Annotated in this window: 11 protein-coding genes and 1 tRNA gene; 6 read left to right on the plus strand and 6 right to left on the minus strand. The window is 50.0% G+C overall.

The features are described from left to right. Positions 1-144: 144 nt before the first annotated feature. The 3 genes from Q4A89_RS07505 to murF form a co-directional block, all read right to left on the minus strand. Positions 145-226, minus strand: a tRNA-Leu gene (locus Q4A89_RS07505). 77 nt (positions 227-303) lie between these two features. Next, on the minus strand, positions 304-1,749 hold the full coding sequence (locus Q4A89_RS07510; RefSeq protein WP_303184663.1) for a phosphatase PAP2 family protein: 1,446 nt from the start codon (positions 1,747-1,749) through the stop codon (positions 304-306). A gap of 239 nt (positions 1,750-1,988) precedes the next feature. Further along, positions 1,989-3,284 carry a UDP-N-acetylmuramoyl-tripeptide--D-alanyl-D-alanine ligase gene (murF, locus tag Q4A89_RS07515; RefSeq protein WP_303184664.1) on the minus strand — a complete coding sequence of 432 codons (1,296 nt, stop codon included), beginning with the start codon at positions 3,282-3,284 and terminating at the stop codon, positions 1,989-1,991. Positions 3,285-3,361: 77 nt separating this feature from the next. Between murF and folP the strand changes: the two genes are divergently transcribed. From folP to Q4A89_RS07540, 5 genes are all read left to right on the plus strand, one after another. After that, positions 3,362-4,204 (plus strand): dihydropteroate synthase, encoded by an 843-nt coding sequence (folP, locus tag Q4A89_RS07520; protein WP_303184666.1) that lies wholly within the window; start codon positions 3,362-3,364, stop codon positions 4,202-4,204. A gap of 9 nt (positions 4,205-4,213) precedes the next feature. Continuing rightward, positions 4,214-4,987 carry a diadenylate cyclase CdaA gene (gene cdaA, locus Q4A89_RS07525; protein WP_303184668.1) on the plus strand — a complete coding sequence of 258 codons (774 nt, stop codon included), beginning with the start codon at positions 4,214-4,216 and terminating at the stop codon, positions 4,985-4,987. Between the two features lie 147 nt (positions 4,988-5,134). Further along, the gene (gene pta / locus Q4A89_RS07530) at positions 5,135-6,154 is read left to right on the plus strand and encodes a phosphate acetyltransferase (protein ID WP_303184669.1); all 1,020 of its coding nucleotides are present in this window, start codon (positions 5,135-5,137) and stop codon (positions 6,152-6,154) included. Continuing rightward, a complete protein-coding gene (locus Q4A89_RS07535; protein WP_303184671.1) occupies positions 6,151-7,362 on the plus strand; it encodes an acetate/propionate family kinase in 1,212 nt (403 codons plus the stop codon). Before pta ends, Q4A89_RS07535 begins: the two co-directional genes overlap by 4 nt. A gap of 373 nt (positions 7,363-7,735) precedes the next feature. Further along, complete coding sequence (locus tag Q4A89_RS07540) at positions 7,736-8,284, plus strand: hypothetical protein (protein ID WP_303184673.1); 549 nt, start codon at positions 7,736-7,738, stop codon at positions 8,282-8,284. A gap of 83 nt (positions 8,285-8,367) precedes the next feature. Here the strand turns inward: Q4A89_RS07540 and Q4A89_RS07545 are convergent, their stop codons facing one another. Both Q4A89_RS07545 and Q4A89_RS07550 read right to left on the minus strand, forming a co-directional pair. Beyond that, entirely contained in the window at positions 8,368-12,315 is a 3,948-nt protein-coding gene (locus Q4A89_RS07545; protein WP_303184674.1) for an ATP-binding protein, read from the minus strand. Positions 12,316-12,544: 229 nt separating this feature from the next. Further along, a complete protein-coding gene (locus Q4A89_RS07550) occupies positions 12,545-12,955 on the minus strand; it encodes a DoxX family protein (protein ID WP_303184676.1) in 411 nt (136 codons plus the stop codon). 366 nt (positions 12,956-13,321) lie between these two features. Here Q4A89_RS07550 and Q4A89_RS07555 point away from each other — a divergent pair, with 366 nt between their 5' ends. Further along, complete coding sequence (locus tag Q4A89_RS07555) at positions 13,322-15,172, plus strand: right-handed parallel beta-helix repeat-containing protein (RefSeq protein WP_303184677.1); 1,851 nt, start codon at positions 13,322-13,324, stop codon at positions 15,170-15,172. A gap of 458 nt (positions 15,173-15,630) precedes the next feature. On the opposite strand, the gene cysS is transcribed toward Q4A89_RS07555, so the two are convergent. Beyond that, complete coding sequence (cysS, locus tag Q4A89_RS07560; RefSeq protein ID WP_303184679.1) at positions 15,631-17,103, minus strand: cysteine--tRNA ligase; 1,473 nt, start codon at positions 17,101-17,103, stop codon at positions 15,631-15,633. Positions 17,104-17,145: the final 42 nt, after the last annotated feature.

A 17,145-nucleotide genomic window follows, 5' to 3' on the forward strand; every position in this document is an offset into this window, starting at 1 on the left:
CTAATAAATCTGCGTGAAGATTTATTTCCCGCAAATTGTTTCTAATCAATCTGTGTGAAGATTTATTTCCCTTATTTCGAATACGCGGGAACGAAGAGATAGATAAAAAAATCTCCGGAAGCATCTCTGCTTTCGGAGATTCGGTGCGGCTGAAGGGACTCGAACCCCCACGCCGTGAAGCATCAGATCCTAAGTCTGACGTGGCTACCAATTACACCACAGCCGCTCAATTTTGCGACAAAGATACGAAAAAACAGCAACAATCGTGTTGGCTCTACAGAAAAATCATGCGTTGCGTTGTTTTCAGAAAAAAGCCGTCAGCCGTAGCCCGATGCCTAAATAATCGAACGCCTGCTCGGCTTCAACTTGGAGCGATTCATCTTCCGCATCCCTCAAACTCTCACTGAGACTAAAATTGATCGTCGGCCTCGAATAATTATAGTTCGTATAGAACGAGATTCCCATCTCATCATGAAACTTATACGTAATCGACGCCCCCGCACATCCTCTCCATGCCGTATGAGGCTTGTAAGAAAGCATCTCGGCTTCTTGCTCTATGCCGGGATAATTTTTTTCAAGCTCATACATGATTTTTCCTTTTGCCCCGAAAGCCAAACCGGTCTCGGCCTTAGCCATCAACAGCCATCGATTGCCCAAGTCGAGGGCATAGTGAGGCCCTATGCCGATATTAAGCGTACCGATCGATTCGGTTCTCAACTTCACATTACCCAAATCGGGATACTCTTCGTCGAGTAGAAAATTGTCCGACGGGCTCACCGGGAAACTCATGAAAGCGAACTCCCCTCCTATCCCCCAATGTTTGCCGATAAACCATGCTCCTTCAAACCCGCTTTCAAATCCCGGTTTGGTACGTGCTCCGTTCCCCAACAATTCCATCAGGTTACGCATCGCCGTGGCATTGCCCAACTTGACCGAGAGGTAAGAAGGATGGCCGTTGCTTCTGACACGCGACAGCAGTCCGATATGATCGCCTTCGTTCCCGTATAGTTTGTCGATAAAAAAATAACCGAGTTGAGTAGACAAAATCCCGATTCCCGCACCGGCCAGAATGTCAGGCATCCAATGCCTGTTGTTCAGGCTTCGCCCCAGCGCCGTGAAGGTGGCCCCCGAATATCCCGCTATGCTGTATAACGGGTTGACGAGGCCATATTCCTTGTGCATGAAGGTTGCGTTCGTAAACGCCATAGCCGTATGTCCCGACGGGAACGAGTTTCGGGTCGACCCGTCGGGACGCTCTACCTTCGCCGTATATTTGATGGAATTGACGAGCGCACCCATAATGACCAAACTCGCACCGTGAGAAAAAAGGGTGCGCGACATGCTATTGCGTCCTCGTACTTTTGCAAGCTTCATGCTATAGACGGCAGCAGCCGGAGCATATTGCATATAATCGTCGAAGCCATTCTTAAACCCGGGAATATAGCGATTGCGTTTCCTTCGGATGCTTTCCCGCTCTCCCCACGTAAGCGCCGAAGCGGTGAAGAACAACGTCGGAGCCAATCCGATCCGGACGGCACGATGGTCGAAGAAGGCTTTTCGCTCTTTCCGCAGCAGTAAAGACACCGTATCGTCGGCAATCTGCCCGGAAGAAACAGGAGAGACAGGGAGGGAGAGAAGATGGTGTTGCTGCTGGGCGAACGTTACAGATGTGAAAAGGTATAGCGATAACGCGAGCATATTTTTCACCCAAAGCGCTTTCGCCCGATGAAACGTTGGTAATCCTTTCATTATGCTGCCGTTTTTATTGAAATGAGCGGGGCAAAGATAGAAGATTTCGATCATCCGACCATAAAAAAAGGAGGGTGTGTCAAAATGCAATGTTTGGGCACCCCCTCTTTAGGTGTGTAAGAATGGGTAAAAAGCAAGGCGCTAAGGATGAGTGTGAGGGAGCATACTAAGGTATGTGACCGAGCTCTCATTCCGCAAGCAACGAAGCAGTTTGCCCGTTATGACACACCGCCGCCCATTTATAATCTCGCGACGATTTTTTCGAGATGCATCCCGTGAGAACCTTTGAGCAGAATATGATAACCGCGCAAGGGGTTGCTTGCAAGGTAAGCCTCTAACGCCTCGACGGATGGGAAACTCTCATACGGCTTCTCGCCTACAGCCATAAACTGCTCGCCACAAAGCATCACCTTCTCGAAGCAACACGTTTTCAGCTGTTCGATCACGTCGGCATGCAGGGCCTGACTTTCTTTGCCCAGTTCGCGCATATCGCCGAGTATAACGGCTTTGGGCGCGACGTCCCACGCGGCAAAATTTTCAAGCGCCACGCGCATGCTGCTTGGGTTGGCATTATACGCGTCGATAATCAACGTATTGTGCGCCGTCTTCTTCCATTGCGAACGGTTGTTTGTGGGTGTATATCCGGCGATTGCCCGGTTGATTTTCTCCGCAGGCACCTCGAACGTACGTCCGGCAGCAATCGCCGCCAATGCGTTCCACACGTTATAGTCACCCACCAGCTGTGTATTGACGGTATGTAGGTCTCCGTCCTTTTGCCACCATTGAAATGAGAGGAACGGACGATTCCCGGTCACTCGCCCCGCAACGAATGTATCGTCGTGCATTTCGCGACCATACGCGATTCTCTCCAGCCCGTGTGCCATTTCCCGCAGCCATTCGTTCTCCTGATGAATAAAGACCTTCTTACTTCCCGTACGCATAAAATCGTATAATTCGCCTTTCGTCCGCACGACATTTTCGAACGAACCGAAGCCTTCGAGGTGAGCTTGTCCGACGTTCGTAATCAATCCGTAATCGGGCTGTACAAGCCGGGTCAACGCACGTATTTCGCCCGGATGGTTGGCGCCCATCTCAATGACGGCGACATCATATTCATCCGTGAGGCGCAATAACGTCAGCGGCACCCCGATATGATTATTGTAATTTCCCAGCGTACAAAGGGTTTTATACTCTTCCGAAAGTACCGCAGCAAGCAACTCTTTCGTCGTTGTTTTGCCGTTTGTGCCTGTAATCCCGATGATGGGCGTTCCGAGCTGCCGGCGATGGTGCGCCGCAAGGCGTTGCAAGGTATCGAGCACGCTGTCTGTTAAAATCATCCGGTCGTTCTTCTGCCGGGTCGGGTCATCGATGACGGCATAAGCGCATCCGGCCTCCAAGGCCTGTTCGGCAAAACGATTCCCGTCGAAGGTATCGCCTTTTAACGCGAAAAAGAGGGAGCCCGGTGGACAATTCCGGCTGTCGGTCGTAACGGAAGGATATTTCCGGAAAAGAGCGTATAAATCGTCTAAATTCATCTTCCTGTTCAATTATCACGCAAAAGTAATATTATTTCCGTACTTTTGTGGGGAAACTTTTGAAAAAGGGAACCTGAATGAAGGAGAAGTCAATCAATCTGAACGGGCGTTTGTTATCGCTGAAGTCGCCGGTTGTCATGGGGATTCTGAACACGACGCCCGATTCGTTTTACGCAGGTAGCCGTCAGGCGAATGAGGTAGCTGTAGCACAGCGCATCGAGACGATTCTGGCCGAAGGCGGAACGATCGTCGACATCGGAGGCTACTCATCGCGCCCGGATGCGGCGGATGTTACGGAAGCTGACGAATGGCAACGGATTGAGCCCGCTCTGAAACGGATGCAGAAAGACTATCCCGATATACCTGTATCGGTCGATACGTTTCGCGCAACGATTGCACGACGCGCCGTCGAGGAGTACGGAATAGCCATGGTCAATGACATCTCGGGCGGGATGATCGATGCACAGATGTTCGAAACGGTCGCGTCGCTTCAAGTGCCGTACGTTTTGATGCACATGCGCGGCACTCCTCAAACCATGCAGCAGCATACGGACTATGACGATCTGATGGAAGAAATCATGCTTTACTTTGCACAAAAAGTCAGAACGTTGCGGCAGTTGGGAGTCAACGATGTGATTCTTGACCCGGGATTCGGATTTGCCAAGACCCTTGAACAAAACTATGAACTGATGCGCTCATTGCCCGAATTCTCCCTCCATTTCGAAGCGCCTTTGCTGGTCGGTGTATCGCGCAAAAGCATGATATATAAATTACTCGGCACAAGCCCGGAAGACAGTCTGAACGGCACGACTGTGCTGAACACGTATGCCCTGCTGAACGGAGCCGACATCCTGCGTGTGCACGATGTGAAAGCCGCTGCCGAAGCCATAAAAATCGTCAAACAACTCACGCAATCTTAATCACGCACTATGTGGGTCTCTTTCGGAATTAAAGACGCGTTGGACGTCTTGCTGGTAGCGTTCTTTACGTACCAGATTTACAAGCTGATGAAAAGTTCGGGAACGCTTACGGTGTTCAGCGGAATCGTATCGGTAGTCATCGTTTGGGTCTTGGTTTCTCAGGTGTTGGAAATGCGACTCATGGGAGCTATCCTCGATAAATTTATCAGTGTCGGTTTCCTGGTATTGGTTATTCTTTTCCAGGACGATATCCGTCGTTTTCTGGTAGCGCTCGGCTCGAACCGCGGGTGGAAGTTTCTCGCAAAGATATTCTCCAGAAAAGAAACCGAAACAGAGGAACAGCAGCAATATATTGCGCCCGTTGTGTTGGCCTGCATGAATCTGGCACGCAGAAAAATGGGAGCGCTGATCGTAGTCCAGCGCGAGATGGATTTATCTGCGTATATCCATACCGGCGAAATCTTTACGGCCGATGTGAATACGCGTCTGATCGAAAACATCTTCTTCAAGAACAGTCCGCTGCACGACGGCGCCATGATTATTGTAGACGGAAAAATCAGAGGTGCCGGCTGCATTCTTCCCGTAGCGCAGAGCTTGAAACTGTCGAAAGATATGGGGCTTCGCCATCGTTCCGGCGTCGGGATGTCGAAAGAAACGGATGCCATTGTCATTATCGTTTCCGAAGAGCGGGGGATAATCTCCGTAGCGCATAATGGAAAGATTGCCATTAACCTCTCAGCCGAAGAGCTACAGCAAATCTTGTCGGGCGACAAGGAGATTTAGTGTGTTAAATAAATTGAATTTAGCGTAGACAAATAAATAATTCGCTTTTTGTAAACCCTACTTTGCAATTTTTAGTACATTTGTAGCAAAATAATGCACATATCATAGAAGAACTGACATAACATAATTATAAAGAGTATTTATTCCATGGATTTAATTCAAAGTATCGTAGAGCGCGCCCAAGCGAACAGGCAGCGCATCGTGCTTCCGGAGGGAACGGAAGAACGTACATTGAAAGCCGCCGACCGAGTGATAGCCGACGGAGTAGCAGACATTATCCTGATCGGGTCGCCGACAGAGATTAACCGGTTAGCCGGTGAATTCGGACTGAAACATATCGGCAAGGCAACCATTGTCGACCCGAAGAATCATGCGAAGAAACAAGAATACACCGACTTGCTGCTCGAATTGCGTCGGGCTAAAGGCATGACGCCCGACAAAGCGGCTCAGTTGGTTGAAAATCCCCTTTACCTCGGCTGTCTGATCATCAAGGCAGGCGATGCGGACGGCGAAATTGCGGGAGCGCAGAATACGACAGGCGATGTGCTTCGTCCGGCCCTCCAGATCATCCGGACTGTTCCCGGTATCAACTGTGTATCGGGAGCTTATCTGATGTTTGTAAAGGACCCGTCGTACGGAAAGGATGGTCTGCTGATCTTCGCCGATTGTGCGGTAATCCCGAATCCGACGGCGCAGGAGCTGGCACAGATCGCGATTTCTTCGGCACAGACGGCGCGTGCCATGGCCGGCGTAGAGCCGACCGTCGCGATGTTGAGCTTCTCGACGAAAGGCAGTGCGTCGCACGAAATGGTCGATAAAGTCGTTGAGGCGACAAGGCTGGCCAAGGAGATGGAACCGACGCTGAAGATCGACGGTGAATTGCAGGCCGATGCGGCGCTCGTTCCGGCTGTGGGCGCACATAAAGCGCCGGGTAGCACGGTAGCCGGAAAAGCCAACGTGCTTGTGTTTCCATCGCTCGAAGTAGGCAATATCGGATACAAGCTCGTACAACGTCTGGGCGGCGCACAGGCCGTCGGACCGATTCTGCAAGGTATGGCGGCGCCGGTCAACGACTTGTCTCGCGGTTGCTCGGTCGATGATTTATATTATATGGTGGCTATTTCGTGCAATCAGGCCATCGCACAAAAACAGGAGAAAGGCGTATGAAAACATTAGTGCTGAATTGCGGAAGCAGTTCGATCAAGTATAAGCTCTTTGACATGACCTCCGGCGAGGTGATGGCACAGGGAGGACTCGAAAAGGTAGGGCTTGAGGGCTCGTTTCTGAAGTTTACGGACAAGAACGGAGAGAAAGTCGTACTCGAAAAAGATATTCCCGACCATGAAGTAGGGATCGAATTTATCCTGAAGACCTTAACAGATGCTACTTATGGGTGCATTCAGAGCTTCAAGGAGATTGACGCAGTTGGACACCGCGTCGTGCACGGAGCAGAAGAGTTCGCTTCGAGTGTATTAATCACCAAAGAGCTGCTGGCGAAAGTAGTAGAATGTTCCGCTCTGGCTCCGCTCCATAACCCGGCGAATCTGCTCGGTATCGAAGCGATGGAGAAAATTCTCCCGGGCACGCCGCAAGTGGCGGTATTCGACACCGCTTTCCACCAGACAATGCCCGACTATGCCTATATGTACGCCCTGCCATACCGTATGTATACGGACTACGGTGTGCGTCGCTACGGCTTTCACGGAACGAGCCATCGATACGTTTCGCGTCGCGCCTGCGAAATCCTCGACGTGCCTTATGAAACACAGCGCATCATTACGGCGCATATCGGGAATGGCGGCTCCATCACGGCCGTTAAGAATGGCAAATCCGTCGATACATCGATGGGAATGACGCCAACCGAAGGATTGATGATGGGCACGCGTTGCGGCGATGTCGATGCCGGGGCACTGTCGTTTATCATGAATAAGGAAGGGCTTGACGCCGACGGGCTGTCGAACCTGATTAATAAGGAGAGCGGGGTAGCCGGCTTCTCGGAAATGTCGTCCGACATGAGGGATATCGAAAGCGCGATGTATAACGGTGATCCGCGCGCCATCCTGACCCTTAAGATGTATAATTACCGTATCAAGAAATACGTCGGAGCGTATGCCGCGGCCATGGGCGGGCTCGATATTCTCGTGTTCACCGGCGGCGTAGGCGAAAATCAATGGTCTACACGCGCCGAAGTGTGTGAAAACATGGAATTTCTCGGCATCGAATTCGATACGAAGAAGAACGAGAATGAGCGAGGCCGTGAAATCGTTCTCAGCAAGCCGGAGAGCCGGGTGAAGGTACTTGTCGTTCCGACCGACGAAGAATATATGATCGCGTCGGACACGCAAGCCATTCTCGAAGGCAAACCTATACGTTAACATCCTCCACAGCTTACATAAAACAGAGGATGAAAGCATCGTCGGCACGTCGCCGGGGGTGCTTTCTTTTGTTTGCCCCGCATGAGTATATGCTAAAGAATGAAAGTCCTGGAATCGTTAGAGCTTCTGCACCAAACAATTAGTTTATCGTTAAATTATGACAGCGCATAAATCCTTATTACATGCTTGCGACCCGTAGGTCATGGATCGCAAGCATAAGCTGCTTATTTGCCTGAAAACGAGAATTATATTTCTATATATGAGCTTTGTCAAATTTTTAACCCTCTACACAATAAAAAATATTACCATACGTTTAAACCATAGGACACTTTTACGGTCTAATAGAACATCTAATAATTAAAATCGTACAATTATGGCACAATCGAAAAACAACATCGTGACCCACGGATTAAGTGGAAAAATCGGCGACATCATCGTGTTTAGCCAGCGCGACGGTAAAACCATCGTATCCAAAGCTCCGCGCAAACGCACGGGCGAAGACTCCGACAAGCAGAAAGAACAGCAAGCCCGCTTCCAGCAAGCCGTGCTCTACGGAAAGTCCGTCCTTGCCGACCCTGCGCAAAAAGCCCTTTACGAAAGCACCGGCAGAAGAGCCTACAACGTAGCCGTGGCCGACATGCTCAAAGCTCCGAAAATCGACCGGATCGACCTCAGCAACTACGGAGGACAAGTAGGAGACACCATTCGCATCCGCGTTTACGACGACTTCAAAGTCAAACACGTATCCGTACAAATCTATAATTCCGACGGCACCCTGCTCGAAGAAGGCGAAGCCATTCCCCAAGGCATCGACTGGGTCTATACCGCCACCACGACCAATACCGAACTCGCCGGCGACAAGATCGTGGTTCGTGCTACGGACCTCCCTGACAATCTGACGGAATTTTCACAACTCCTCTGATGTTTTTCTTCGTATGTTGAACGAAGAAACAACGAAGACGAAACGAAGACGGAACGAGCCGTAAGCCGGCTGACAAAATGGCATTATCCTCCTCCCTTCCTCTTTTCTTCCGGAAAAGAGGCCGGCGGGGAGGAATATTTTTTAGGAGAAATACCGAACTTCTCCTTGAAACATTTGAGAAAATAATTAGCGTCCTGAAACCCTACCCGATACGCCAACTCGTTGACGCGAATCTCCTCGACCGATAAAATCGCAGCGGCCTTCCTGAGTCGGTAATCACGCAGATATACCGACGGAGAAACACCCAGCAGCTTCTTCACCTTCCGGTACAGGTGTACGCGACTGAGTCCCACGTCTTCACTCAGATGCTCAATCGAATACATCTCGTTCGAGAGGTTCTTCTCGATCTGCTCGTCGATGCGCCTCATCAGTTCTTGATCGTATGGATTCAGGCGGTTTTCCCCTTTCTCGGGAAGTGCATCTCTTTTGTAAAGCTCGTGCAAATGCTCCTGCCGGCGCAGAATATTATGGATTCGCAACTGAAGTTCTTTATATGCGAACGGTTTCGTCAGATAACCGTCGGCGCCCTGTTCCAAGCTTTCCATCTTGATTTCTTGCTGTTGAACAGCCGTGAGCAGAATGACGGCGATATGACTCGTCAGGATATTCGATTTAATCTCGGCACAAAGCTCCTTACCTGTTTTGCCCGGCAGCATAATGTCCGACACAACGACATCAATATCCGTCTCCTTCAGAATTTCGATCGCTTCTTCGGCCGAAACCACATTGAACACGTTGAACGACCGACTTAGTTTGCGCGAAAGGATGTTCAGCAATGTAACATGATCTTCTACCAGCAACACGTTATATCTTTTCTTGTTCGATGTCTCGACCAAAACAACCTCGTCTTCCTCTTTCTCCAGCTCCGACAAAACCTCCACCGGCAGCACGAAATCTTCCGACATAGTGCAGGGCAGATATTCGCTCAGCCTGATACCCTGTAGCGTAACCGTAAACGTACTGCCTTCACCCAGCGTACTGCGAACACCGATCTCTCCCTTCATCAGATCCTCTACGATTCTCTTCACCAGCGAAAGCCCGATGCCGCTCCCGGCGCTGTGCGCTTTCTTTCCTTTGAAGAAGCGATCGAAAATATGCGGCAACTCTTCGGGCGAAATGCCGCTGCCCGTATCCGATACTTCGATCAATAGACTGCAATGCTCCTTGTCTTCGGGCGATGTCTGCACCCGAAGCGACACGCATCCTCCTCTCGGCGTATATTTAAAGGCGTTGGACAACAGGTTCAGCAGCACCTTCTCGATTTTATCCTTATCTATCCACAGCGGCTTGTCGGTCGTTACGGACAAGTCTGTCTTCCAGATAACCCCGTTCTTCACAGCTACCGACTGAAACGCGGCATCCACATTTTCCAGAAAGTTCTTCAGCATAACCGGCGTTTCATCCGGATGCTCTTTCCCCAACTCGATGCGGTTGATATCCAGCAACTGATTGACTAATTGCAACAGTCGCCGGCCGTAATACCGGATGGTCGATACTTTTCCCCGGTCGTCCGGATTCAGCGACGACTCTTCCAGCAATTCCTCCACCGGGCTTAAAATCAACATCAGCGGCGTACGTATCTCATGACTGATATCGGTGAAATACTTCACCTTCATGTTGTGCATCTGCTCGATCTGCTGCCGTTCGAGCTCTTTCAGGCGAATATTATGTTTCAGTTCCGCTCTTCTCAGCGCGTTGCCGACTACAAACCAGACTGCCGCGATAAACAGCACAATATACAATACGATGGCTTCTCCCGAAAGCCACCGGGGAGGCAGTACAACAACCGGAACCGTCAAAGGGTCGCTCCAGACGCCGTCGTTATTTCCCGCATGTACCCTGAGCGTATATCGTCCGGCAGGGATTTTACCATACTCGGCGCGTCCCTCCCGTCCCGTATACCGCCAGTCATCGTCGAAACCGTCGAGCCTGAATTTATAGCTGTTGTTTTCAGGCATCAGGTAGTTCAATCCGGCAAATTCGAACGTAACGGTCGTCTGGTCGTATTTCAGCCGCATCTCTTTGGGTTCAAACATATCGATGCTGCTGAAATCGGGAAGAGATGCAATCGGAGTATTGTTGATTTTAACGTCCGAAAGATAGACCGAAGGTTTGTAAAGATTCTTATAAACATTCTTCGGATGAAACGAAACCCACGCGTCCTTACCGCCGATGACGAAAGGAGAAGCTGCCCGGCTCGTTCGCAAATAGGCTCCTTCGTTTATTTCAGACAGAGGAAAACCGTTTCGGAGATGATAGTTGATACAACCGCCGTCGGCCGTTAATTGGGAGATACCGTTGATACAATTGGCCCATACGCCCTTATCGAAAGAGAGCGTCGCGAGTACCGTATTGTTTTGAAGCCCTTCTTTTTCGGTAAAATGGCGGATGACTTTCATTTCCCTGTCTAAGAGAAGAAGCCCGTTCCCATTCGTGCTTACGTAGAAAGTATCGTTCAATAGCAGCGTGTGGTTCACCTGACGGATATCGGGAAGCACTTTCTCGACCTTGCCTCTGGGGCTGTTCTCAAAGGCAATTACTCCCGAACCTGTTGTAGAGAGGAGATAATTTACGGAGTCGACAGGCAACAAGTGCCTGCACTTACTTCGTCCGATCACGGCATATAGTTTATCGCGGATAGGAAACGCTGTCATACGACCGTCGACCGTATGGTAGCGGTTTAATCCATTCTCCCGGTCGGAGAGCAGCCACAGGCAATCCCGGGATGCTTTTTGGATACCGTTAATGACTCCCAACGTTTCCAGCCCGGCAGATACTACCCGCCCATTCTTCATCTTGTAGAGTCCGTTTCGCAACGTGCCAATCCACAACACATCGCTCTCCCCGTCGTAATACAACGATTTGATAACAATCGGATTTCCGCGTGCGTCTTTCAATTCCGTACGTTTCGGCGAAGTGCCTTCGTCGCCGTATTCCAGCAAATAACCGCTCTCGGTACCTGCAAGCAGCGAACCGTTTTTATCAGCAAAAGCGCTTACGATATGAGTGCCGCCCGCGGCGATATGATGCGCTTGAAAACGGGAAAGATAGCTGTCGTAGAGGTATAAGCCGTCGTGATAGGTACCGATCCATAACGAGCCGTTTTTATCGAATAGCAGAGAGCGGATGGAGGTGTTCTCCACCTTGTCGAAACCGTTCAGAAGGTTGATTTCCGAAACCGTACCCGTGTTCGGATCAAGTCGTCCGACCCCTTGAAAACTCCCGATCCAAATGTTCCCGTCGGGTGCCAGGGCCAACGAACGGACGTTGTCGAAAGGCGAATAGCCGGAGGCTCTTTCCGAAGAAGACCAATGCCGCAAGGGTTTCCCCGTAAGATCACACTCATACAGTCCGCTGTAATAGGTCGCGAGATAGGCCTTTCCGTTCGGATGAAAAAGAATATCCTCGATCCGCTCGTCTTTATGCAGTGACACAGCTGCTCCGGAAGAAAGAGAAGAACGCGTTACCCGATTGCCCGAAACATCATACCGGAAAAAACCACGGGTAGCCGTCGCAATCCAATACTCGTTTTTTCGGGGCGATGTCACGATTCTTGAGACGGAAAATCCGAAAACATCCGATTCGAAGTCCGGTATATCCGGTCTCGAAAAAAGATCGCTTTGCTCGTCGTAAAGATAAACGCCGCTCCAGCCACTTGCCCAGACGCGCCCGTCGATCACCGATAACGACCGTATCTCATGGTCGGACGAGCCGCCCATCCTGTAATTCCTAAAAATGCCTTTCTTGCGGTCAAAAAGGCTTACCCCGTTGTTATGCGCGATCCAGAGATTTCCGCCCCCTCCGTTTGCGATGTCGTTGATATGGTTACCGGCGATGCTGCACGTGTCGCCCAAAACGTGCCGATAGATTTTCACCCGGTTTCCGTCGTACGTATTCAGTCCGTCGCGCGTACCAACCCAAATGAAGCCCAGACTATCCTGATGGATCGTTAAAACGGAGCTCTGGCTCAACCCTTTCTCAGGCCCAAGCAGCTGCACGGGAATATGTTGCTGAGCAAACAAAACATCTGCTGATAAAAGCAGAGCGACGAAGAAAAAGCTCTTAAGAACAGATTGATAAGAAAGACATGGCATAAGTAATCGGGTAGGGATCGAACAAACAACGAACCGGAAACAAGAGAGAGCTGCCGGGCTTCTTCACTTTTTGAGCAGCAAGAACCGGGCAGCCCGCCAGTTTACCTTAGTCCCACCATCTTCTGCGACTTAGCGCATATTTACCGCCGCCGGTAAACATTAACGCCAAAGCACCGAAGAGATACAAGGCCTGTAACTCGATCGCCCATCCTCCGGTACGGCCTAACGTAAAGAGGTCGCCGGAATGTGCCATCGCGATAGCAACTACCATGTTAAATGCAAACACCGCCGCGGCCATACGGGTACCGTAGCCGAAAATCATCAGGATCGGAGCTACGATTTCACCGATGTAAACGCCATAGGCGATCCATGAAGGCCAACCGGCCGCAGACAGCATCTGCCCGATCCCTTCCACACCATGCGTTAATTTGGCAAGACCATGCAACAGCATAAGTATGCCCAGACTTACTCGCAGAACAAACAATCCTGCGTCCACGTTTTTATTCAATAGTTTCATGTCTTACTGCAATAATAGAGTTGTTTTCAGTACATATTATACATTCGTTAGACAAAAATACAATCTTTATTGGTATTTGCAAGGTTACTCGCTAAGATTTTACTCTTGGTTATAGGTACGTTTAATGAGTATAAACTGATCCAATGTATGAAATTACGACTGTTTCCATAATATCATACGGATTCTGTTTTGGATCGTACGGTCTGTCCTTGTGTTCGACAAGCTTTGTCTTAAAATGCCTGAACACGATGTATTGAATCGTTCAATAAATAACCTATCTTTGTTGTCGGAATAATCGAGAAGAGGCTGAATAAAACGAGACTTCGTGTAGCCTCTTCATTTACAAACGAAATAAAACAGAATCCGATGAAAAAAACGATTGTACTCTTTTTAGGTCTACTCTTGTGTCATGCCGGTTGTACGCAACAAACGCCGACCGTTGTCTCGTTCGACCGTTTCGGATGCTTGCCGGATACAAAGGATAACGCGTCTGATGCGGCCTCCAAACTGATCGCGTACCTGCAATCATGTACCGATACGACTCATTTGACCGTTACCTTTCCCGCCGGAACGTATCATTTCCATGAGGAAGGCACTTTTGTACATGAGTATTACATTTCGAACCATGACCAGGACAATCCCAAGCGGGTTGCCTTCCCATTCGAATATTTGCAGAATATTACATTCGACGGACAAGGCTCTGAGTTTATCTTCCACGGTCGGATGATTCCGTTTGCATTGCTGAACGGAAAGAACATTACGCTGAAAAACTTCTCCATCGACTTCGCTGTTCCTGCCTTGCGACAGTTACAAATCCTCGACGTAAACAGAGAGCGGGACGAAACGATGGCTACTATTTATCCGTCGGGACATTATCGCATTGATAACGGCCGGCTTATACTTACCGGCGAGAGCTTTGAGATCATACCGACATATGCCATGGCGTTTACGCCCGACAAACGGCTAACATACAGGCGGCAGGATGTCAGCTTCCGTCCCGAGTCCGTAACGGAGGTTTCGCCCGATACTTTCCTCATCAGAGGATGGGATCAAACGGCGCATACGGCTCCCGGCGAACGCTTTGTACTGCGTTCCGGCTACAGGCCTACCCCCACGATCTTTGTCAGCGAATGTACGAATACCTCTTTCGAAAATATACGCATCCGCTACGCCGAAGGAATGGGACTATTGGCACAGATGAGCGAAAATATTACGTTGGATGGCTTTAATGTCTGTCTTCGAGGTGACGATGACCCGCGCTTCTTTACGACACAAGCCGATGCTACCCACTTTTCGGGATGCAAGGGTTTGATAGTCTCTAAAAACGGTCTGTATGAGCATATGGCCGACGATGCCATCAATGTACATGGAACCTATCTGCGAGTTACGCGTCGCATCGACGATCATACGCTTCATGCGCGTTATATGCACCATCAGGCTTGGGGCTTCAAATGGGGCGAACCGGGCGACAGCGTGCAGTTCGTAGAATCGGAACGAATGGAGACGATAGGAAACCATATCTATACGATCCGGACGATTAAGCCGGTTGACCGTCCGACAGAGGTCGGCGCGAAAGAGTTCGAAATCACTTTTGTCGAGGCCTTACCGGCGGAAATCTCGGAAGCCGGAAAATACGGCGTCGAGAACCTGACCTGGACGCCCGAAGTGGTTTTCTCCGATAATATCGTGCGAAACAACCGCGCGCGAGGCGCCTTGTTCAGCACTCCTCGCCGTGTCGTCTGCGAAAACAACCTGTTCGATCATACACACGGCACGGCGATCCTGCTCTGCGGCGATTGCAACGGCTGGTACGAGACAGGCGCATGCAAGGATGTCACGATTCGGAATAATAGATTCGTCAATGCGTTGACCGGCAGTTATCAGTTTACGAACGCCGTCATCTCGATTTATCCGAAAATACCCGATCTGGATGGGCAGGAGCGTCTCTTCCATTCGGGCATTGTGATCGAGGACAATCTATTCGAGACGTTCGACCACCCGCTGTTGTACGCCAAATCGACCGACGGCATTACATTCCGTAACAATAAGGTAACGTACAACACGAAGTACGAGCCGTTCCACTGGAACACGCATCTCTTCTTCTTCGAGAAGGTTCGGAATGTGACGCTTGAAGGGAACCATTTCGGTAAAGACTTCGATCCGAAAAGAGATATCCTCATCAACCGTTCGCCTGAGGATGCGGTAAGCTTCCGATAAACCCAGATTCCGCAATAGAAGAAATAAGCATGAATTATAATTGTTAATGGTTAATTGTCAATTGTTATGCGTGGTACACGCCGAATCATGTACCCGGTATGACAATTGACAATTAACAATTAAACAAAAGCCCTGAAAGGGCGAGATAATTCAGCCCAATGCGAAGCGTTGGGGAAAAAGGCATTGTATTTCATCGGAGGGCTGTAAGCCTGATATAATAATTGTCAATGGTTAATTGTTAATTGTCATGCGTGGTACATGATTCGGCATGTACCCGGGAAATAACCATTGACAACTGACAATTAACAATTAAATAATGGTAAACGCCGAACTGTGTATCGCGTAATCTGGGATAAAGAGATCATTTCGGATGAGGTACAAAAAAAGAGTGGCGGCTTGATAAGCAGAAAGAGAAATCTGCCTGTCAAGCCGCCAATCTTAATTCGATCGGTCAGGCGTTATAAGCTCCACTCAAAGCCGTCCTTCGTATCTTTCACGACGAACCCGAGTGCCGCCATCTCGTTGCGTATGTGATCGCTCGTCGTCCAGTCTTTGTTTTGCTTGGCCTGCTGCCGGATGGAGAGGAGCAGGTCGATAGCCTTGCGGTAAGCCTCGTTCGTTTCGTTCGAGGCGGCCGTATCGCGAAGCCCCAAAATGTCTTCGATAAAGAGGCGGAAGACGGAGTTCAGTTCCTCCAGTTCCTCGGCTGTCATCGTTCCTTTCCCGTCGTGTACGGTGTTGATGGCTTTGCACGCATCGAACAGATGCGAGATTACGATCGGCGTGTTCATATCATCGCACATGGCCTCTTCGCATTTCTCGCGCAGCCCTTTCGTATCGACCGTCGAAACATCCGAGGGAGTCAGTTTCTGCAAGCGGGCGTAAGCCTCGAACAGACGCTCCAGCCCCTTTTCGGACGCTTGCAGCGCTTCGTTGCTGAAATCGACCGTGCTGCGGTAATGTGCCTGAAGGATAAAGAAGCGTATCGTGACGGGCGTGTATGCTTTAGCGAGTAACTTGTGGTCGCCAGTAAAAAACTCCGTCAGCGTGATGGCATTCCCGAGCGACTTGCCCATCTTCTGCCCTTCGTAAGTAATCATATTGTTATGTACCCAGTAACGCACCATATCACGTCCCTGCGAAGCCACTGCCTGCGCGATCTCACATTCGTGATGCGGGAAGATCAGGTCCATGCCGCCACCGTGGATATCGAAATGCTCACCGAGGTATTTCTTTCCCATCGCCGTACATTCGCAGTGCCAGCCGGGAAACCCGTCGCCCCATGGCGAAGGCCAGCGCATGATATGTTCGGGTTGCGCTTTCTTCCATAGCGCGAAGTCGACCGGGTTGCGTTTTTCCTGTTGCCCGTCCAATTCGCGCGTGGTATTGAGCATATCGTCGATGTTGCGGTTCGAGAGGATGCCGTAGCGATGGTCTTTGTTATATTTCGCTACATCGAAGTAGACAGAACCTTCGCTCTCGTACGCGTATCCGCTCTTCAGAATCTTTTCTACCAGCGCGATCTGTTCGATGATATGTCCCGAAGCATACGGTTCGATGCTCGGTGAAAGGACATTCAGCAGTTCCATCGCCTTATGGTAACGCAACGTATAATAATGGACTACCTCCATCGGTTCGAGCTGCTCGAGCCGCGCTTTCTTGGCGATTTTATCGTCGCCACTGTCCGCATCATGCTCGAGATGACCGACGTCGGTGATGTTGCGCACATAACGCACCTTATAGCCGAGGTGTTTCAGGTAACGAAACAGGATGTCGAACGTGATGGCCGACCGTGCATGACCGAGATGCGGATCGCCATAGACCGTCGGGCCACAGACATACATGCCCACGTGTGGTGCATGAAGCGGTTCAAATATTTCTTTCTTTCGCGAAAGAGTGTTATATAAAACAAGTTTCCGTTGATGCTCCATATCTCTTTGATGTTAAGAGACGCAAAGGTAAAAAATATTTCC

This window comes from Tannerella sp. (assembly GCF_030528505.1).
Taxonomy (GTDB): domain Bacteria; phylum Bacteroidota; class Bacteroidia; order Bacteroidales; family Tannerellaceae; genus Tannerella.

Bases quoted from the DNA above. Each gene is read 5' to 3' on its own strand.
- Q4A89_RS07510 (WP_303184663.1), bottom strand. From the start codon at position 1,749: ATGAAAGGATTACCAACGTTTCATCGGGCGAAAGCGCTTTGGGTGAAA.
- murF (WP_303184664.1), bottom strand. From the start codon at position 3,284: ATGAATTTAGACGATTTATACGCTCTTTTCCGGAAATATCCTTCCGTT.
- folP (WP_303184666.1), top strand. From the start codon at position 3,362: ATGAAGGAGAAGTCAATCAATCTGAACGGGCGTTTGTTATCGCTGAAG.
- cdaA (WP_303184668.1), top strand. From the start codon at position 4,214: ATGTGGGTCTCTTTCGGAATTAAAGACGCGTTGGACGTCTTGCTGGTA.
- pta (WP_303184669.1), top strand. From the start codon at position 5,135: ATGGATTTAATTCAAAGTATCGTAGAGCGCGCCCAAGCGAACAGGCAG.
- Q4A89_RS07535 (WP_303184671.1), top strand. From the start codon at position 6,151: ATGAAAACATTAGTGCTGAATTGCGGAAGCAGTTCGATCAAGTATAAG.
- Q4A89_RS07540 (WP_303184673.1), top strand. From the start codon at position 7,736: ATGGCACAATCGAAAAACAACATCGTGACCCACGGATTAAGTGGAAAA.
- Q4A89_RS07550 (WP_303184676.1), bottom strand. From the start codon at position 12,955: ATGAAACTATTGAATAAAAACGTGGACGCAGGATTGTTTGTTCTGCGA.
- Q4A89_RS07555 (WP_303184677.1), top strand. From the start codon at position 13,322: ATGAAAAAAACGATTGTACTCTTTTTAGGTCTACTCTTGTGTCATGCC.
- cysS (WP_303184679.1), bottom strand. From the start codon at position 17,103: ATGGAGCATCAACGGAAACTTGTTTTATATAACACTCTTTCGCGAAAG.